Below are 19493 nucleotides of genomic sequence, written 5' to 3' on the forward strand. Positions count from 1 at the left end.
CCCGGCATAAGCTTTTACTGCGCGAGCTTGGCTTTCACGGCCTCCAGGCCAGGTTTACCGTCGATGGTGGTGACGCCGGCGAGCCAGGTGTCGAGCACCTGTGGGTTTTTCTTCAGCCAGGCCTTGGCGGCGGCTTCAGGCTTCATCTTGTCGTCCAGCACGTTGCCCATCAGCGTGCTTTCCATGTCGAGGGTGAAGACCAGGTTTTTCAGCAGTTGGCCGACGTTGCCGCATTCCTGGGCGTAGCCCTTGCGCGTGTTGGTGTAGATGGTTGCCTGGCCGAAGTTCGGACCGAAGAATTCATCCCCACCGGTGAGGTATTTCATCTTGAAGCGGGTGTTCATCGGGTGCGGTTCCCAGCCCAGGAACACCACGGCGGTGTTACGGCGCTGGGCGCGATCGACCTGCGACAGCATGCCGGCTTCGCTGGATTCGACCACCTTGAAGCCAGCGTCCTTGAGACCGAAGGCGTTCTTGTCGATCATGCTCTGGATCAAGCGGTTGCCGTCGTTGCCCGGTTCGATGCCGTAGATCTTGCCGTCCAGTTCCTTCTTGAACTTGGCGATGTCGGCGAAATCCTTCAGACCCTTTTCATACAGCTCTTCGGGGACGGCCAGGGTGTACTTGGCGTTCTCCAGGTTGGCGCGCAGGGTTTCCACGGTGCCGGCTTCGCGGTAGGCCTTGATGTCGTTTTCCATGGTCGGCATCCAGTTGCCGAGGAAAACGTCCATGTTCTTGCCGTCGGCCAGGGATTTGTAGGTCACTGGTACGGAGATCATGGTGGTCTTGGTCTTGTAGCCGAGGGCGTCGAGCACGACGCTGGTGGTAGCGGTGGTAACGGTGATGTCGGTCCAGCCGACATCGGAGAAGTTGACGGTGCTGCACTGAGCGGGCTCTGCAGCGTTGGCCAGCATCGGAAGACTCAGCATGGCGGCCAACAACAACGGCTTGGAACCTTTCATGGGTGGACTCCTGGTGTTTTATCGGCAGTGTCCGGTCGGGGACAACCGCGCTTTTTTGCTTTTTTAATGTTGCGGTTGGTGGCGCGTGGGCACCCTGGGTGACACGCGGCCTTGCAAACGAGCCGTAACCGATCATGTACCAGTGCAAATCCGACGCCTACAGGGTGCGTCGTATCCAGTACAGGGAGGGTCGCATCCAGTGTTGGTGACGTCGTTTACAGATTTTTTCCGCCCCCGGCTGGCTTCTGACACGCAAAAAAACGTCGTAAAACCTGGGCGACAAGGGCGCGGCGCTGCTGGGCATGATTGCGTCGGTGTCAGACGTCGAAAACCGATTCAAAAGCCGGATGATGCGGCCATCCCGGCGTTGAGCGTAGCAGCTCCGCCACCGGGCGCTCCTGCGCCCGGATGTGACCGTTCTGGAGATCCAAGGCATGGCAATCAGCGTGTTCGACCTGTTCAAGATCGGTATCGGCCCGTCCAGTTCCCATACCGTGGGCCCCATGCGCGCCGCGGCGCTGTTCGTTGAAGCACTGCGGGCGAAGGCGTTGCTGCACGATGTGCGCCGGGTCGAGGTGCAGTTGTACGGTTCGCTGTCAGCGACCGGCATCGGCCATGGCAGCGACAACGCCACGATCATGGGCCTGATGGGCGAATGGCCTGACGCGATCGACCCGTCGCAGATCGGCACGCGCATCGAGCTGCTGCGCGAAACCGGGACCTTATTGCTGGATGGGCGTCTGCCGGTGCCTTTTGTCTGGTCGCGCGACATGCGCCTGATCGACGAGAACCTGCCGTTCCACCCTAACGCGATGACCTTGATTGCCGAAGGCGCGAGCGGCGAATTGCACCGCGACACGTACTATTCCATCGGCGGAGGTTTTGTCGTTGACCAGGCCCAGGCTTCCAGCGGCGTGGTGGACCTGGACAGTACCGAACTGCCGTACGATTTTTCCAGCGCCGAAGAACTCCTGGCCCTGTGCCGCACGCACAACCTGCGGGTGGCCGAGTTGATGATGGCGAATGAAAAGGTCTGGCGCTCCGAGGAGGAGATCCGCAGTGGCCTGATGAAACTCTGGCGGGCCATGCAGGATTGTGTTGAGCAAGGCCTCAAGCACGAAGGCATCCTGCCCGGCGGCCTGAACGTGCGGCGGCGGGCGGCCAAGTTGCATCGCAGCCTGCAGGAACTGAACAAACCGAACGTGATCGGCTCGACCTTGAGTGCCATGGAATGGGTCAACCTGTTCGCCCTGGCGGTCAACGAGGAAAATGCCGCCGGCGGGCGCATGGTCACGGCGCCGACCAATGGCGCGGCGGGGATCATTCCGGCGGTGCTGCACTACTTCATGAAATTCAGCGAAGCGGTGACCGACGCCAACGTGGTGGATTATTTCCTCAGCGCAGCGGCGGTGGGGATTTTGTGCAAGAAGAACGCTTCGATCTCCGGCGCCGAAGTCGGCTGCCAGGGCGAAGTCGGCTCGGCCTGCGCCATGGCGGCGGCGGGCCTGGCGGAAATCCTCGGCGCCACGCCGGAGCAATTGTGCAACGCCGCGGAAATCGGCCTGGAGCACAACCTTGGCCTGACGTGCGACCCGGTCGGCGGCCTGGTCCAGGTGCCCTGCATCGAGCGCAACGCGATTGCCGCGGTGAAAGCCATCAACGCCGCGCAAATGGCCCTGCGCGGCGACGGCCAGCACTTCATCTCCCTCGACCGGGTGATCCGCACCATGCGCGACACCGGCGCCGACATGCATGACAAATATAAAGAGACATCGCGGGGCGGGTTGGCGGTGAGCGCGGTGGAGTGCTGATTCAGGATTCACAAGATAATTCCGTGGCGAGGGAGCTTGCTCCCGCTGGGGCGCGAAGCGTCCCCTTTGCGGTTTTCTGACACGCCGAGGTGCCCGACTCAGGGCCGCTCCGCAGCCCAGCGGGAGCAAGCTCCCTCGCCACAGGTATCGAGAAAAACCGCTCGTAAAATGAACACCGCTGCAAAAACACGCCACGTTTTGGCGCGTCGCAAACAGACAAGACCTGACTTATCGGTCACGCCATTGTCCGCCGCGCTACCGTCCGTCCCCGCGCTTGCGGTGACATCCGCCGTGCAAGCGGCGCAGCCCAGTTACCACAAGTGCTACCGATCTGCTCACAGCCCACTGTGGCAGGTGCCTGGGGCCGTTGATGGCACTTTCAAACCAGCCCCGACAGGCCCTTTGAATAGACAGGTCGGCATGTCGTTTTCAGGATTTATTGAACGCGCATTCAAATTTAGGCATGGCAATTGCTCTGTCCCGATAAAGCCCCGTCTCACGCAAGAGAATGGTGGGCAATAACAAGAGCCTCCGCCTGAGGCCATCACCCGCTTTGTGTGAGGAGATACCGCGATGACGACGTCCAACTCTGGGGCTCAACCCCAGAACCGTGCGCCTCAATCCATCGGCTTTTTGCTGCTGGACAATTTCACGCTGATTTCCCTGGCGTCCGCGGTGGAACCGCTACGCATGGCCAACCAGCTGTCCGGTCGCGAGTTGTATCGCTGGACCACCCTGACCGTCGATGGCGGGCAGGTCTGGGCCAGTGACGGTCTGCAGATCACGCCTGACGCCTCCATGCACAAAGCGCCGGCCCTCGACACCGTCATCGTCTGCGGCGGCATCGGCATCCAGCGCACCGTTACCCGTGAGCATGTCTCCTGGCTGCAAAGCCAGGCCCGGCAGTCCCGTCGCCTCGGCGCGGTCTGCACCGGCAGTTGGGCCCTGGCCTGTGCCGGCCTGCTGGACGGTTTCGATTGCAGCGTGCACTGGGAATGCCTGGCAGCCATGCAGGAAGCCTTCCCGCGGGTGTCGATGAGCACGCGCCTGTTCACCCTCGACCGCAATCGCTTCACCAGTTCTGGCGGCACCGCGCCGCTGGACATGATGCTGCACTTGATCAGCCGCGATCACGGTCGCGAACTGTCGGCAGCGATCTCGGAAATGTTTGTCTATGAGCGCATCCGCAACGAGCAGGATCACCAGCGCGTGCCGCTCAAGCATATGCTCGGCACCAACCAGCCGAAGTTGCAGGAAATCGTCGCACTGATGGAGGCCAACCTCGAAGAGCCGATCGACCTGGACGAGCTGGCGGTGTATGTCGCCGTGTCCCGACGTCAGCTCGAGCGCCTGTTCCAGAAATACCTGCACTGTTCGCCGTCGCGCTACTACCTCAAGCTGCGGCTGATCCGCGCGCGGCAGCTGCTCAAGCAGACGCCGATGTCGATCATCGAAGTGGCCTCGGTGTGCGGCTTCGTCTCCACCCCGCACTTCTCCAAGTGCTACCGCGAATACTTCGGCATTCCACCGCGCGACGAGCGCGTCGGTTCCAACACTACGCAGCAGGTAGCGATGATGCCGTTGCCGCAGGCCCTGGTGCTGTCGCCATTGTCCGGCCCGCTGTCGGCCTTGAGCCAGGCGCGCAATGAGTCGACGTTTGCCAGTGTGAGGCTTTAAGACCGAGGGCTTTTGTGGCGAGGGAGCTTGCTCCCGCTGGGGGCGAAGCCCCCCAAAACCTGATTTCGCGATATGCCAGGATATCCCGTGCGCCGGTTTTGCGACCGCTTCGCGGTCGAGCGGGAGCAAGCTCCCTCGCCACAGGGTCAGCTATGGTTCTGCTGGTATTCGGTCAGCGCTGGCAGCAGTTGCTTGTCGATCGCCTGACGCACCGCCGGCAGGATGGTCGCGCTGCTGGTGTACATGTCCTTGACCATGCGCCGCAGTTCATTGGCGCGCGCCCGGTCCAGGCCGCGCACCGCGCATTCACAGGCCTGCTCGGCGGTCGCACCGCTGGGTATCTGCAGCCCCAGGGCCTTGAGGTGGCCCAGCAGGTCTTCCTGGTCGATCAAATCGGCGTACATCATGACGCTTTTCCTTGTTCAGGGATTGGGGTCGTGACTGGATTCTGGTAGCCGTCCGAAGCGGCGGCAAGGGCAAATCGTCGATCTGGCCTGAATGACTATGAGCGGGTCGTTTTCGGCTAACTCGCCCGCCTCGGGAGTGGGCACACTGGCCCCAAGCTGAATCACGATGGTTTGGTCACCCTCGCGCAACGGCTCCTCCAGTAACGCTCCTGCCCCGATCCTGTCACGGCTTGATCGGGGATTTTTTTGCCTGTGTGAATCAGCGGGAAATGAGTTGTCTGATCGGGTGCTTTCGCGAGCAGGCTCGCTCCCACATTAGATTTCGTGATCGACACAGAACCCCTGTGGGAGCGAGCCTGCTCGCGAAGAACGATGACGCGGTCTAACGCTGCAACACCAGAATCCGCGACAGCAATTCATCCCGATCGACATAACACCCCTGGAAGTGTCGCGCCCCGGAGGCTGGGTCGAACGCATTGCGCGCGTGGAGGGTGCGACGGTTGTCGAAGCACCAGAGCTGGCCGGGTTCAAGCCTCTGTACCAGGCGAAACCGAGGCTCGCGGGTCAGGGCGATGAAGCGGCGATAGGCTTGATAGAGCCTGGGCATCTGCTCCACCGACGTATCGAACGGTCCGCGCAAGAAATTCGCCATGCGGATCTCCGAGACCTGCCCCAGCGTATCCAGGGCGATGATCGGCGCCAGGCAGCGGTAGTCGCTGTGGCGATCCTTATTGCGAAATTCCACCGGGATCTGGCACAGCGCGTCGAAGGCTTCGGCGTCATCCCGGCGCAGCGCCTGGGCGATGGCGAAACCGTCGACGAAGATGCTCTCGCCACCGTCGGCGTCGTTCACCAGGCAATGCAGGAACTGCAAACCCGGCTGCAGTTCCCGTGTTGGCAGGTCGCTGTGCAGCGGCAGATTGAAGGCGGTATAGGCGTTGCTGTCGGCATCGGCCTTGGACTGCACGTTGAACAGCACGCCGAAATTGCTTTCGCGGATAAAGGAAATGCGCTGGGCAATCAGTTTCAGCGAGCCGGGTTCGGTGGGGACGCCCCGTACCTGGGTCAGGCCGATGTCGCGTACTGCCAGGAGCCATTTCAGCAAGGTGTCGGCGTCCTCCATCAGGGCCTGGTATTCGAACACTGGCAGTGACAGATCGTGCTGCCATAGTTGGCGTTGTGGTTTGCCCGCCAGTCGCTCGGCCCTGGATTGATCGTCATAGGCATGGGCGCGCAACCAACCCGGGTCGAAAAGGCTCTGATGGCCGTCCTGCCAAACCACGTGTAGGCAGCCCGCGCTGTCGATGTCGATTTCGCCGGGCGTCAGGTCTTCCGGGACGTCGACGATCTCCAGGACCTGCTCGCGGGTGACGCTGTAGACACACTGCGCGCAGGGGCAGTTGTCCCGCAGCCATTGATGGTGAAACGGGCTGATCCGGCCGTCGGCCCACGTGACGTGGACCCGGTCGCCCAAGGGTGTTACAGCGCTCAATGCCTGGACAAGAGGGTAGCGTCGGAAGTCGGCAATAGCGGCGGCGATGTTCATGGCGGTCTCCTGTTCGAGACTTATCGGGCGGGCGGCAAGGCGATGACGCGGCCAATGCAGGTCGGAGCCGGCAGGTCGGATTGTTCGTCGATCAGGGCTTTGAGTCGGCCCAGGGTCTGCTCGGTGAAAGGCGCTGAGCGCGGGCCGGCCAGGTCGACGTGCAGCAGCATCTGCTCATTGCCGGCCAGCTCTTTGTCTCCGCCCACCAGGTGCAGGCTGTGGTAGAGGTGCAGGCGTTTGGCGTCGTGGCCGATGAGTTGTGTGTGCACCTCTACCTCGGCCCCGAGCTTCACTTCGTGGAGGTAGTTCAGGTGCAGTTCGAGGGTGAACAGAGAATGGCCGCTGGCATCGCGGTTCTGGCTGTCCAGGCCGAGCTGGTCCATCAGCGCGTCGGTCGCGTAGCTGAAAATCAGCAGGTAGAACGCATCGCGCAAGTGACCGTTGTAGTCGACCCATTCCGGGAGGATGGGGGTTTGGTAGGTGGTAAGAGCGGGCATGAGGGTGGGTTCCGATTGTTGTGGCGATTGGGAGGACGCCATCGCGAGCAAGCTCGCTCCCACAGGTTTTGTAAACGACACAAAGCCAATGTGGGAGCGAGCTTGCTCGCGATGGGGCCAGACCTGCTGGCCCAAAAAACCAAGGGTTACTCGGCGAAGGCCATTCCATGCTTTTTCTTGGTGGTCTTCACCGCCTCCAGCACCGCCATCAGGCAATCATCACGATAGCGCTCCAGCGCCGAAATGCTGTGGCGCCCCAGTTGCTCGCTCGTCCCTTCCACCACATCGTCGATCAGCTTTTCGGTCAGCTCCGGCGCCGGCAGGTAGGTCCACGGCAATTGCAGCGTCGGGCCGAACTGGGCCATGAAATGGCGCATCCCGGCATCGCCGCCGGCCAGGGTGTAGGTCAGGAAAGTGCCCATGAACGACCAGCGCAGGCCGGCGCCAAAACGAATGGCATCGTCGATTTCGCCGGTGGTCGCTACGCCGTCGTTGACCAGGTGCAGGGCCTCGCGCCACAGCGCTTCGAGCAGGCGATCGGCGATGAAACCGGGGACTTCCTTGCGCACGTGCAGCGGGCGCATGCCAAGGGATTCGTAGACCTGCATCGCCGCTTGTACGGCTTCAGGCGCGGTGTGCTTGCCACCGACCACTTCCACCAGGGGCAGCAGGTAGACCGGGTTGAATGGATGCCCAACCACGCAGCGCTCCGGATGAGTGGAGTTTGCATAGAACTCGCTCGGCAAAAGCCCCGAGGTGCTCGAGCCGATCAGCGCATCCGGCTTGGCGGCGGCGCTGATCTGGGCGTGCAGCTCAAGCTTGAGCTCCAGCCGCTCGGGAGCGCTTTCCTGAATGAAATCGGCATCGCGCACGCATTCCTCGACGGTCGCAACAAAGCGCAAGCGATCCTGCGATGCGCCGGGGGCCAGGCCCTGTTTTTCCAAGGCACCCCAGGCGTTGGCGACGCGTTTGCGCAAGGCCGCTTCGGCACCCGGCGCCGGGTCCCAGGCGACCACGTCCAGGCCGTGGGCCAGGGCGCGGCTGACCCAACCGCTGCCGATGACGCCGCTGCCCAGGGCGGCGAAGGTTTTGATGTTGGTGATGAAGCTCATGGTGGTTTCCTGAAAAGGGTGAGGATCACCTGTGGGAGCGAGCAAGCTCGCTCCCACAGGGAAGACGGTGGAGATTTGGTTAGCCGCGTTGGGTCAGGCCCATTTTCTTGCGGCCTTCAGCCGGCGTAAGCACACGCGCCCCGAGGCGGCTGAGGATTTCGCCGGCACGCTCCACCAGTTGTCCATTGGTGGCGAGCACGCCTTTGTCCAGCCAGAGGTTGTCTTCCAGCCCGACCCGCACGTTGCCGCCCAGCAATACGGCCTGTGCCGCCATCGGCATTTGCATGCGGCCGATACCGAAGCCGGCCCACACCGCGTCGGCGGGCAGGTTGTCGACCATGGCCTTCATGGTGGTGGTATCCGCCGGCGCGCCCCACGGGATACCCAGGCAGAGCTGGAACAATGGGTTGTCCAACAGGCCTTCCTTGATCATCTGCTTGGCGAACCACAGGTGCCCGGTGTCGAAGATCTCCAGTTCGGCCTTGACCCCCAGCTCGGTGATGCGCTTGGCGCCGGCCCGCAGTTGCGCCGGGGTGGAGACGTAAATGGTGTCGCCGTCGCCGAAGTTCAGGGTGCCGCAATCCAGTGTGCAGATTTCCGGCAGCAGCTCCTCGACATGGGCCAGGCGGGTCAGCGGACCCACCAGGTCGGTGTTGGGGCCAAATTCCATCGGGTTTTCCCCCCCACCGATTTCCAGGTCGCCGCCCATGCCGGCGGTGAGGTTGACGATGATGTCGACGTCGGCCTCGCGGATGCGCTCCATCACTTCGCGGTACAGCGCCACGTCGCGGCTGAACTTGCCGGTCTGTGGGTCGCGCACATGGCAGTGGACCACGGTGGCGCCGGCCTTGGCCGCCTCGACGGCCGCCGCGGCGATCTGTTTCGGGGTGACCGGCACGTGCGGGCTCTTGGCGGTCGTGTCGCCAGCACCGGTGAGTGCGCAGGTGATGATGACGTCGTGGTTCATGGTGCGGATTCCTTCAGGCGTGGTGAGTCACCGCGCAGCCCTTTGGAGCTGCGCAGAGGGATAACGGTTGATCAATTGCTGGTCAGTTTCAGGTTGTCTATGGCCGGCTTGCCGTCGAAAGTGGTCACCCCTTCGAGCCAGCGCTGCTTATCTTGCGGGTGGTCCTTCAGCCATTGCCGGGCGGATTCCAGTGGGTCCTTGTGGTCGAGCAGCGGCTGCATCATCCGGCTCTCGTCTTCGGCGCTGAAGGTCAGGTTGCTCAGCAGGCGGCTGACGTTCGGGCATTGCTCGGCGTAGTTCGGCGCGGTGACGGTCCAGACGCTGGCCATGCCTTCGTTCGGACCGAGGGCGTCTTCGCTGCCGGTGAGATAGGTCATCTGCACATTGACGTTCATCGGGTGCGGCGCCCAGCCGAAGAACACCACGGCTTCCTTGCGCCGCACGGCGCGGTCCACCGCCGCGAGCATGCCGGCCTCGCTGGACTCCACCAGCTGGAACTTGCCCAGGCCAAACTGATTCTTGGCGATCATCGCTTTGATCTGAGTGTTGGCACCGGAACCGGGCTCGATGCCGTAGATCTTGCCACCCAGCTCTTTTTCGAATTTGGCGATATCAGCGAAGGTCTTCAGGCCCTTGTCGGCCAGGTAAGTGGGTACGGCCAGGGTGGCGCGGGCGTCCTTCAGGCTCGGCTGCTCCAGCACCTTGACCTGCTTCGCCTCGACGAACGGGGTGATGGTCTGGGTCATCAGCGGGTTCCAGTAGCCCAGGAACAGGTCCAGGCGCTGGTCGCGGATGCCGGCGAAAATGATCTGCTGGGAGGCGCTGGTCTGCTTGGTCTTGTAGCCGAGGCCATCGAGCATCACTTGGGTCAAGGCGCTGGTGGCAATGACGTCGGTCCAGTTGACCACGCCCAGGCGCACGTTCTGGCAGGCAGCGGGTTCGGCTGCGAGGGCTGTCTGGTTCAGGAGAGACGTGGCGCTGATTGCAAGAACGCAGTAGCTGATCAGGTGTTTCATTGTCAGGTTCCTCGGCAGCTTGTTGTTATGGGTTCCGGCATCTGCGCGCCGGTGATGCCAAAGTACGCAGCCGGGCCCTGCGCAAAACGCACAGCGGCGACCTGCTCTTGCACTGCAGCGACCTGTGCGCTTGAAGGACGCTTGCAAGTGGCGTATCAAGGTCCGCACGCTGCCCGTCAACCGAGTGCGCTCCATGTCCCAGGATTTTTATTTCTTGTTGATGCCGGGTTTCTCGGCCATCGGTTTCATTTCGGCCATCGAGCCCTTGCGGGTCGCCAACCGTTTTCGCGGCGAGCTGTACCGCTGGCATGTACTGAGCGCCGATGGCGGTGCGGTGCTGGCGAGCAACGGCATGTCGGTCAACGCCGACGCCGCGCTGGAGCCGCTGAAGAAGGGTGCGACGCTGTGGGTCGTGGCGGGTTTCGAACCGTTGAAATTTGCCAGCCCGGCGTTGGAGCGCTGGTTGCATCGACTGGACAATGAAGGTGTGATCCTTGGCGGTATCGACACCGGCAGCGTGGTCCTGGCCGAGGCGGGGCTACTTGATGGACACCGGGTGACGTTGCACTGGGAGGCGATCGAGGCGTTCAAGGAATCTTATCCACAGCTCGGCGTGACCCAGGAACTGTTCGAGATTGACCGCCGTCGCATCACTTGCGCCGGCGGCACCGCCTCCATCGACCTGATGCTCGACCTGATCGGCCAGGCCCACGGCCCGGAGCTGGCGGTCCAGGTCAGCGAGCAATTCGTGCTCGGTCGCATTCGTCCGCGCAAGGATCACCAGCGCATGGAAATCGCCACGCGCTATGGCATCCGCAACAAGAAGCTGGTGCAGGTCATTGGCGAGATGGAGACCCATAGCGAACCGCCCTTGAGCACCCTGGCCCTGGCCGAGTCGATCAACGTGACGCGGCGTCAGCTGGAGCGCCTGTTCCGCCTGCACCTGAACGACACCCCGAGCAACTTCTACCTGCGCCTGCGCCTGGAAAAGGCCCGGCAACTGCTGCGTCAGACCGACATGAGCGTGCTGGAGGTGAGCATCGCCTGCGGGTTCGAGTCGCCGTCGTACTTCACCCGCAGCTATCGGGCACGGTTTGCCCGGTGTCCACGGGAGGATCGGCGACGGCAGGGGGATGAGCGGGAGGTGGTTTGACAGGTTTTCATAGTCTGGAAATACACCGTGGCGAGGGGGCTTGCTCCCGCTGGGCTGCGGAGCAGCCCAATGTCATCGACTCAATCAACCTGACACACCAGGGTGCCGGGTTTCGGGGCCGCTGCGCAGCCCAGCGGGAGCAAGCTCCCTCGCCACGGGGGGCTGTGTTCGGCTGGGAAGGTCTATTTCTTCATCAGTGCCGAGCAGGCTGCCTTGTACGCCTCATGCTGATACTTGTTCAGCGTCGCCGGCAGGGCGAAGTCGTGTTTCTTGCTCTGCGCGTTGATGGTCTGTGGCGACAGCAGCATCACCTCGCAACCTTCCAGCAACTGGAAAATGCCCTCGATCTTGAAGGTGGTCGGCCCACCGGCGAATTCACCTTTCTTGCTGCGCTTCTTGATGGCGATGCGTTCGATGCCGTTGTCCGTCACGAACGCCCGAACCTGCGCGGCGAAGGCCTTGACGTTGGCGGCTTCGTCATCGTCGTCGAGGGCGATTTTCTTGGTACTGAGCGCGACGTGGCTTAACGCCTGTTGGTCCAGCGAGGCAACGGCGATGATCGCTTCGCTGCCTTTGATTTCGATGCCGCAAGTTTTCATGTGAATCCCTTTACCGAAGATGCACGCAGCTTACCGTGCTGAACGGCTTCTTATGCATCACTCCTGCCCAATCGACTCCAAAAACTCCGACCGGTCATCGCTCACCTGGGCCATGCAGTCGTTTTCGGCGATTTTGTAGGCGTCGCTGCCAGGTTTGGCCGGGAAGGCGGCGATCGCGCAGTCGGCTTCGCGCTGCTTTTGCCACAGTTGCTGGGCGGCCTTGATCTTGGCGGTGATGTCGTTGAGCTGGGCCTTGTCGCTGGCGTAGCGGGTTTGCAGGCGTTCGTTGAGGCTTTGCAGGTTTTCGTTGAGCAGTTGTTCGGCGGCGGCTTTGCCGTAGGCCGAACAGGCCAGGGTCTGGACGTCGTTTTCAACTTCGTCGCAGGGGTTGGGTTCGGTGTCTTCGGTCGCGTGGGCGACGGTGCTGATCAGTGCCAGGGCGAAGAAAATCGATTTCATCGGTTGTCGCTCGAGTCCGGTTGAATCCAGTGGTGCAGCGGATTCTGGCGCAAGCGCCGGGTAAAGAACAGATGGGCAGGGTGGGCCTGTCGCAGCCCATTGTCGCGGATTGACGCTTTCGGCAATTCCCCTGTCGTTTTTGCACCCGGTCGCGACGGCCCTCAGGCATATGCTGGCCCCAAAGCGCCGGCACACGATTCGGCGCATGAATCGCCAACAAGGGGACTGCCTGATGAGCCCAGCCGAATTGCACGCCGACAGCATCGTTATCGACGGGCTGATCATTGCCAAGTGGAACCGTGACCTGTTCGAAGACATGCGCAAGGGCGGCCTGACCGCAGCCAACTGCACCGTGTCGGTGTGGGAAGGTTTCCAGGCCACCATCAACAACATCGTCGCCAGCCAGAAACTGATCCGCGAAAACAGCGACCTGGTGATCCCGGTGAAGACCACCGCCGACATCCGTCGCGCCAAGGAACAGGGCAAGACCGGCATCATCTTCGGCTTCCAGAACGCCCATGCCTTCGAGGACCAGCTCGGCTATGTCGAGATCTTCAAGCAGCTGGGCGTCGGCGTGGTGCAGATGTGCTACAACACCCAGAACCTGGTGGGCACCGGCTGCTACGAGCGCGACGGCGGCCTGTCGGGCTTCGGTCGTGAAATCGTCGCCGAGATGAACCGCGTTGGCATCATGTGCGACCTGTCCCACGTTGGTTCCAAGACTTCAGAAGAAGTCATTCTCGAATCGAAGAAGCCGGTCTGCTACTCCCACTGCCTGCCGTCCGGTCTGAAAGAGCACCCACGCAACAAGTCCGACGAGGAACTGAAGTTCATCGCCGACCACGGCGGTTTCGTCGGCGTGACCATGTTCGCGCCGTTCCTGGCCAAGGGCATCGATTCGACCATCGACGACTACGCCGAAGCCATCGAATACACCATGAACATCGTCGGTGAAGACGCCATCGGCATCGGCACTGACTTCACCCAGGGCCATGGCCAGGATTTCTTCGAGATGCTGACACACGACAAGGGCTATGCCCGTCGTCTGACCAGCTTCGGCAAGATCATCAACCCCCTGGGCATCCGCACCGTGGGCGAATTCCCGAACCTGACCGAGACCTTGCTCAAGCGCGGCCATCCTGAGCGTGTGGTACGCAAGATCATGGGCGAGAACTGGGTCAACGTTCTCAAGGACGTCTGGGGCGAATAAACCCCGCTGCGTCACCGAATCCTTTACCTGCGGCCACTCGCGCCGCAGGCACATCACGAATTTCCGGAGTCACGTTTTCATGGCCAAGATCGCCCCGCAACTGCCTATCGAAGTCGACAGCGAAACCGGTGTCTGGACCTCCGACGCCCTGCCGATGCTGTACGTGCCGCGGCACTTCTTCGTCAACAACCACATGGGCATCGAGGAAGTGCTGGGCGCCGATGCCTACGCCGAAATCCTCTACAAGGCCGGCTACAAATCCGCCTGGCACTGGTGTGAAAAAGAAGCCGAATGTCACGGCCTGGAAGGCGTCGCGGTGTTCGAGCACTACATGAAGCGCTTGTCCCAGCGTGGCTGGGGCCTGTTCAAGATCCAGGACATCGACCTGGATAAAGGCACCGCCAGCGTCAAGCTCGAACATTCGGCGTTCGTCTACGTGTACGGCAAAGTCGGGCGCAAGGTCGACTACATGTTCACCGGCTGGTTCGCCGGCGCCATGGATCAGATTCTCGCCGCTCGCGGCAGCCAGATCCGCACCGTGGCCGAGCAGGTCTACGGCGGTTCCGAAGAAGGCCACGACGACGGCCTGTTCATCGTCAAGCCGTTGTAAGTCGAGGATTGCGCCATGGCTTTTGAAGCAATGTTCCAGCCGATCCAGATCGGCAAGCTGACCATCCGCAACCGCGTACTCAGTACCGCGCACGCCGAGGTCTACGCCACCGACGGCGGCATGACCACCGACCGCTATGTGAAGTATTACGAAGAGAAGGCCAAGGGCGGCATCGGCCTGGCAATCTGCGGCGGCTCCTCCGTGGTTGCCATCGACAGCCCGCAGGAATGGTGGAGTTCGGTGAACCTGTCCACCGACCGCATCATCCCGCACTTCCAGAACCTGGCCGACGCCATGCACAAGCATGGCGCCAAGATCATGATCCAGATTACCCACATGGGTCGTCGCTCGCGCTGGGACGGTTTCAACTGGCCGACCCTGATGTCGCCGTCCGGCGTGCGTGAGCCGGTGCACCGTGCGACCTGCAAGACCATCGAGCCGGAAGAAATCTGGCGGGTGATCGGCAACTACGCCCAGGCCGCGCGCCGGGCCAAGGCCGGTGGCCTGGACGGCGTCGAGCTGTCCGCCGTGCACCAGCACATGATCGACCAGTTCTGGAGCCCGCGGGTCAACAAGCGGACCGACGAGTGGGGCGGCACTTTTGAGGGGCGCATGAAGTTCGGCCTGGAAGTGTTGAAGGCCGTGCGCGCCGAAGTGGGTGACGATTTCTGCGTGGGCATGCGCCTGTGCGGTGACGAGTTCCACCCGGACGGCTTGTCCCACGAGGACATGAAGCAGATCGCCAAGTACTACGACGACACCGGCATGCTCGATTTCATCGGCGTGGTGGGCTCGGGTTGCGACACCCATAACACCCTGGCCAACGTCATTCCGAACATGAGTTATCCACCGGAGCCATTCCTGCACCTGGCCGCCGGTATCAAGGAAGTGGTCAAGGTTCCGGTGCTGCATGCGCAGAACATCAAGGACCCGAACCAGGCCACGCGGATCCTCGAGGGCGGCTACGTCGACATGGTCGGCATGACCCGCGCCCACATCGCCGATCCGCACCTGATCGCCAAGATCAAGATGGGCCAGATCGACCAGATCAAGCAGTGCGTCGGCGCCAACTACTGCATCGACCGCCAGTACCAGGGCCTGGACGTGCTGTGTATCCAGAACGCCGCGACCTCCCGTGAATACATGGGCGTGCCGCACATCATCGAGAAATCCACCGGGCCGAAACGCAAAGTCGTGGTGGTCGGTGCCGGCCCGGCCGGGATGGAAGCGGCGCGCGTGGCCGCCGAGCGTGGGCACGACGTGACGCTGTTCGAGAAGAAGGAATTCATCGGCGGGCAGATCACCACCGCCTCGAAAGCCCCGCAACGGGACCAGATCGCCGGTATCACCCGCTGGTTCCAGCTGGAGCTGGCGCGGCTGAAAGTCGACCTGCGCCTGGGCGTGGCGGCGGATGCGCCAACCATCATGGACTTGCGTCCGGACGTGGTGGTGCTGGCCGTCGGCGGCCACCCGAACGTCGAGCAGAACGAGCACTGGGGCGCCGCCGAAGGGTTGGTGGTCAGCAGTTGGGACGTACTCGACGGCAAGGTTGCACCGGGCAAGAACGTGCTGGTCTACGACACCATCTGCGAGTTCACCGGCATGTCGGTGGCGGACTTTCTCGCCGACAAGGGCAGCCAGGTCGAAATCGTCACCGACGACATCAAGCCGGGCGTGGCCATTGGCGGGACGTCGTTCCCGACCTACTACCGCAGCATGTACCCCAAGGAAGTGATCATGACCGGGGACATGATGCTGGAGAAGGTCTACCGCGAAGGCGACAAGCTGGTGGCGGTGCTGGAGAACGAATACACCGGCGCCAAGGAAGAACGCGTGGTGGACCAGGTGGTGGTAGAGAACGGCGTGCGGCCGGACGAAGAAATCTACTACGCGCTGAAGGAGGGTTCGCGCAACAAGGGCCAGATCGACGTCGAAGCCCTGTTCGCGATCAAGCCGCAGCCGTGCCTTGAGCAGAGTGGCGATGGCTACCTGCTGTTCCGCATCGGCGACTGCGTGGCCCAGCGTAATACCCACGCGGCCATCTACGACGCCCTGCGGCTGTGCAAGGATTTCTAACGGCTTAACACCATCACCTGTGGCGAGGGAGCTTGCTCCCGCTGGGCTGCGAAGCGGCCCCAAATCATCAGTCGAGGAGCATCAGGTTTACACCTGGGGCTTTTTTGGGAGCGCTTCGCGCTCCAGCGGGAGCAAGCTCCCTCGCCACAAGTAGGTGCGTCGCTCTCACTGGCGCGCACATGACCCTGAGGTCTTTGGGAGCAACACCTATGTTGAACACCCTTCTTCCAATCCTGCTGTTCGCAGCCCTCGGCCTCGCGGCCCTGGGTGCCTTGCGGCGGGTGAACATGTGGCGCCGGGGCCGACCGTCGAAAGTCGACCTGATCGGTGGCCTCTTCGCCATGCCCAAGCGCTACATGGTGGATTTGCACCACGTGGTGGCGCGGGACAAATACATCGCCAATACCCACGTCGCCACGGCGGGTGGGTTTGTCCTGGCGGCGGTGCTGGCAATCCTGGTGCACGGTTTCGGCCTGCAGAACCGTATCCTCGGCTATGCCTTGCTGTTCGCCACGTTGCTGATGTTCAGCGGCGCGATCTTCATCGCCCTGCGCCGTCGCAACCCGCCCTCGCGGCTATCCAAGGGCCCTTGGATGCGCCTGCCGAAAAGCCTGTTCGCGTTTTCCATCAGCTGCTTCCTGGTCACCTTGCCGGTGGCCGGGATTCTGCCGGCGGACTTCGGTGGCTGGTTGCTGGTGGCGCTGTTGGGGCTGGGCGTGCTCTGGGGCGTCTCGGAGATGTTTTTCGGCATGACCTGGGGCGGGCCGATGAAGCACGCCTTCGCCGGTGCCCTGCACCTGGCCTGGCACCGCCGTGCAGAACGTTTTGGTGGCGGCCGTTCCACCGGCCTCAAGCCGCTGGACCTGAACGACCCCGCCGCACCGCTGGGTGTGGAGAAACCCAAGGATTTCACCTGGAACCAGTTGCTCGGCTTCGACGCCTGCGTACAGTGCGGCAAGTGCGAAGCGGCCTGCCCGGCGTTCGCCGCCGGCCAGCCGCTGAACCCGAAAAAGCTCATCCAGGACATGGTCGTCGGCCTGGCCGGCGGCACCGATGCGAAGTTCGCCGGCAGTCCTTACCCAGGCAAACCCGTTGGCGAGCACGGCGGTAATCCACACCAGCCGATCGTCAACGGTCTGGTGGACGCCGAGACCCTGTGGTCCTGCACCACTTGCCGGGCGTGTGTCGAGGAGTGCCCGATGATGATCGAGCACGTCGACGCCATCGTCGACATGCGCCGGCACCTGACCCTGGAAAAAGGCGCCACGCCGAACAAGGGCGCCGAGGTACTGGAAAACCTCATCGCCACCGACAACCCTGGCGGCTTCGCCCCGGGCGGGCGGATGAACTGGGCGGCGGACTTGAACCTTAATCTGCTCAGCGAGAAAAAATCCACCGACGTGCTGTTCTGGGTCGGTGACGGTGCCTTCGACATGCGCAACCAGCGCACCTTGCGCGCCTTCGTCAAAGTCCTCAAGGCGGCGAAGATCGACTTCGCCGTGCTCGGCCTCGAAGAACGCGACAGCGGCGACGTGGCCCGGCGCCTCGGTGATGAAGCGACGTTCCAGCTGTTGGCCAAGCGCAACATCCAGACCCTGGCCAAATACCGCTTCAACCGCATCGTCACCTGCGACCCCCACAGCTTCCACGTGCTGAAAAACGAGTACGGCGCCTTCGATGGCAACTACCTGGTGCAGCACCACAGCACCTATCTGGCGGAAATCATCGACGCCGGCGCGCTGAACCTCGGCCAGCACAAGGGCGACAGCGTGACTTATCACGACCCCTGCTACCTGGGCCGCTACAACGGCGAATACGAGGCACCGCGCCAGGTGCTGCGTGCGCTGGGCATCGAGGTCAAGGAGATGCAGCGCTCCGGTTTCCGTTCCCGTTGCTGCGGCGGCGGTGGCGGTGCGCCGATCACCGACATTCCGGGCAAGCAGCGTATTCCTGACATGCGCATGGAAGACATCCGCGAAACCGGCGCCGAACTGGTGGCCGTGGGTTGTCCACAGTGCACCGCGATGCTGGAAGGCGTGGTCGAACCACGACCAATGATCAAGGACATTGCCGAACTGGTGGCCGATGCGCTGCTCGAGGATACGACCCCGAGCAAGCCCGTGGCTCCGGCCAAACGTGAACCTGCGGAGGTGCATTGATGACCGACATCATCCGCCGCGACCCTCGCGCCGAGTGGATCGCCCGTAACCGGCTGCACCCGCTGCACGCGGCCATGCAACCGGTGCAGCACAGCTGGATGGGCCCTAACGGCGTCATTCGCAAGAACGTCCATGGGGTCGGCTTCATCGGCCCCAACGGCATCAAGCGCATCGACCGCAGCGGCGCCCAGCAGGGCGGCGCGACCAAGCGCACCGCGGCCACCGAAGTGCAGCTACCGCTGCATCAGGTGCCGCAACCGGCGTTTTACATCAGTGTGGTCCCGGACATGGTCGGTGGCCGTCTCAGCAGTCACGACCGCGACCTGTTGGGCCTGGCCCATCAATTGGCGGGCGCGGACGGCGCGGTCCTGGCGGTGGTGTTCGGCGAGCATAAAGAGAATGCCTTCGCCACGGCGGGCGTGGACCGCTTGCTGGTGCTTGAGGGCGAGGGATTCAGCGGTTATGCACCGGAACAACGGGTCCAAGGCCTGCGGGCTGTGGATAACCAGTTCAGCCCACGCCATTGGCTGTTGCCTGACAGCCGCAGCGGAGGCGGTGAACTGGGTCGGCGCTTCGCCGCGGCCCTGGGCGAACGCCCGGCCACTCGTGTCTGGCAGGTCAAGGGTGAAGAGTGCATCGGCCGGGCCGGTGCTGGCCTGCAAGACCTGGCCCGACCATTGGCGCGACTGATCCTGGCAGCGGCCGAGTGCGCCGAGCCAGTTAGCGAGACCCGCCACGAGGCCTTGCCGGTGGAGTTATCCACAAGCGTGGCGCGCAGCTTGTCGCGGATCGAGGATCTTGGTGCGGTGGCGGTGGATCCGGGCGCGATCCCGATGGCCGAGGCCGAATTCATTTTCTCCGGCGGCAACGGCGTCAAGGATTGGGAGCTTTTCCACAGAACCGCGGCGGCCTTGGGCGCGACCGAAGGCGCCTCGCGGGTGGCGGTGGACGACGGTTTCATGGCCCGCGATCGCCAGGTTGGCGCCAGCGGCACCTGGGTCACCGCACGGGTCTACGTGGCCGTGGGGATTTCCGGGGCGATCCAGCACCTGCAAGGCATCGGTGCCTGCGACAAGGTGGTGGCGATCAACCTTGATCCGGGCTGCGACATGATCAAGCGCGCGGACTTGTCGGTGATCGGCGACAGCGCGGCGATTCTCCAGGCCCTGATCGCGGCGGTAGAGGCTTACCGCAACGAAGCCAGGCGTGATGCGGCTTAAGCTAAGGAAACG

At 62.8% G+C, this 19493-nt stretch carries 17 protein-coding genes; 8 read left to right on the forward strand and 9 right to left on the reverse strand.

Going from position 1 to position 19493, the window contains the following annotated elements; translation table 11 throughout:
• Positions 1 to 14: 14 nt before the first annotated feature.
• On the reverse strand, positions 15 to 962 hold the full coding sequence (locus tag J3P89_RS01870) for a choline ABC transporter substrate-binding protein (protein WP_434627513.1): 948 nt from the start codon (positions 960 to 962) through the stop codon (positions 15 to 17).
• A gap of 434 nt (positions 963 to 1396) precedes the next feature.
• Here J3P89_RS01870 and J3P89_RS01875 point away from each other — a divergent pair, with 434 nt between their 5' ends.
• The gene (locus J3P89_RS01875) at positions 1397 to 2773 is read left to right on the forward strand and encodes an L-serine ammonia-lyase (protein WP_434571282.1); all 1377 of its coding nucleotides are present in this window, start codon (positions 1397 to 1399) and stop codon (positions 2771 to 2773) included.
• Positions 2774 to 3346: 573 nt separating this feature from the next.
• Positions 3347 to 4450: a GlxA family transcriptional regulator gene (locus J3P89_RS01880; protein ID WP_003177576.1), complete on the forward strand. Its 1104-nt coding sequence runs from the start codon at positions 3347 to 3349 to the stop codon at positions 4448 to 4450.
• A 146-nt stretch (positions 4451 to 4596) separates the two neighbouring features.
• Here the strand turns inward: J3P89_RS01880 and J3P89_RS01885 are convergent, their stop codons facing one another.
• The 6 genes from J3P89_RS01885 to J3P89_RS01910 form a co-directional block, all read right to left on the reverse strand.
• Positions 4597 to 4857, reverse strand: a complete 261-nt coding sequence (locus tag J3P89_RS01885; protein ID WP_434696570.1) for a hypothetical protein — start codon at positions 4855 to 4857, stop codon at positions 4597 to 4599.
• Between the two features lie 382 nt (positions 4858 to 5239).
• On the reverse strand, positions 5240 to 6403 hold the full coding sequence (locus tag J3P89_RS01890) for a gamma-butyrobetaine dioxygenase (RefSeq protein ID WP_434696571.1): 1164 nt from the start codon (positions 6401 to 6403) through the stop codon (positions 5240 to 5242).
• Between the two features lie 20 nt (positions 6404 to 6423).
• A complete protein-coding gene (locus tag J3P89_RS01895; RefSeq protein ID WP_434696572.1) occupies positions 6424 to 6900 on the reverse strand; it encodes a thioesterase family protein in 477 nt (158 codons plus the stop codon).
• Positions 6901 to 7046: 146 nt separating this feature from the next.
• Entirely contained in the window at positions 7047 to 8012 is a 966-nt protein-coding gene (locus J3P89_RS01900) for an L-carnitine dehydrogenase (protein WP_434696573.1), read from the reverse strand.
• Between the two features lie 79 nt (positions 8013 to 8091).
• A complete protein-coding gene (locus tag J3P89_RS01905) occupies positions 8092 to 8979 on the reverse strand; it encodes a 3-keto-5-aminohexanoate cleavage protein (RefSeq protein ID WP_434696574.1) in 888 nt (295 codons plus the stop codon).
• Positions 8980 to 9050: 71 nt separating this feature from the next.
• The gene (locus J3P89_RS01910; protein ID WP_434655086.1) at positions 9051 to 9995 is read right to left on the reverse strand and encodes a choline ABC transporter substrate-binding protein; all 945 of its coding nucleotides are present in this window, start codon (positions 9993 to 9995) and stop codon (positions 9051 to 9053) included.
• Between the two features lie 193 nt (positions 9996 to 10188).
• On the opposite strand from J3P89_RS01910, the gene J3P89_RS01915 reads away from it, so the two are divergent.
• Positions 10189 to 11148 (forward strand): GlxA family transcriptional regulator, encoded by a 960-nt coding sequence (locus tag J3P89_RS01915; RefSeq protein WP_434602076.1) that lies wholly within the window; start codon positions 10189 to 10191, stop codon positions 11146 to 11148.
• Positions 11149 to 11330: 182 nt separating this feature from the next.
• On the opposite strand, the gene J3P89_RS01920 is transcribed toward J3P89_RS01915, so the two are convergent.
• Both J3P89_RS01920 and J3P89_RS01925 read right to left on the reverse strand, forming a co-directional pair.
• A complete protein-coding gene (locus J3P89_RS01920; RefSeq protein WP_434696575.1) occupies positions 11331 to 11747 on the reverse strand; it encodes a DUF3010 family protein in 417 nt (138 codons plus the stop codon).
• Positions 11748 to 11804: 57 nt separating this feature from the next.
• Entirely contained in the window at positions 11805 to 12206 is a 402-nt protein-coding gene (locus J3P89_RS01925) for a lysozyme inhibitor LprI family protein (RefSeq protein WP_434655090.1), read from the reverse strand.
• A 232-nt stretch (positions 12207 to 12438) separates the two neighbouring features.
• On the opposite strand from J3P89_RS01925, the gene J3P89_RS01930 reads away from it, so the two are divergent.
• The 5 genes from J3P89_RS01930 to J3P89_RS01950 all read left to right on the forward strand — a co-directional run bounded on the left by J3P89_RS01930 (position 12439) and on the right by J3P89_RS01950 (position 19481).
• Entirely contained in the window at positions 12439 to 13416 is a 978-nt protein-coding gene (locus tag J3P89_RS01930) for a dipeptidase (RefSeq protein WP_030139307.1), read from the forward strand.
• Between the two features lie 79 nt (positions 13417 to 13495).
• Positions 13496 to 14026: a DUF5943 domain-containing protein gene (locus tag J3P89_RS01935; protein WP_018612374.1), complete on the forward strand. Its 531-nt coding sequence runs from the start codon at positions 13496 to 13498 to the stop codon at positions 14024 to 14026.
• A 15-nt stretch (positions 14027 to 14041) separates the two neighbouring features.
• Positions 14042 to 16102, forward strand: a complete 2061-nt coding sequence (gene dgcA, locus J3P89_RS01940; RefSeq protein WP_434627543.1) for a dimethylglycine demethylation protein DgcA — start codon at positions 14042 to 14044, stop codon at positions 16100 to 16102.
• Between the two features lie 209 nt (positions 16103 to 16311).
• The gene (gene dgcB / locus J3P89_RS01945; protein WP_434696576.1) at positions 16312 to 18261 is read left to right on the forward strand and encodes a dimethylglycine demethylation protein DgcB; all 1950 of its coding nucleotides are present in this window, start codon (positions 16312 to 16314) and stop codon (positions 18259 to 18261) included.
• The gene (locus J3P89_RS01950) at positions 18261 to 19481 is read left to right on the forward strand and encodes an electron transfer flavoprotein subunit alpha/FixB family protein (protein ID WP_434696577.1); all 1221 of its coding nucleotides are present in this window, start codon (positions 18261 to 18263) and stop codon (positions 19479 to 19481) included. The genes dgcB and J3P89_RS01950 overlap by 1 nt, the downstream gene beginning before the upstream one ends.
• Positions 19482 to 19493 lie beyond the last annotated feature (12 nt).

This window comes from Pseudomonas sp. Z1-14, assembly GCF_051132005.1.
In the GTDB taxonomy this organism is placed as follows: domain Bacteria; phylum Pseudomonadota; class Gammaproteobacteria; order Pseudomonadales; family Pseudomonadaceae; genus Aquipseudomonas.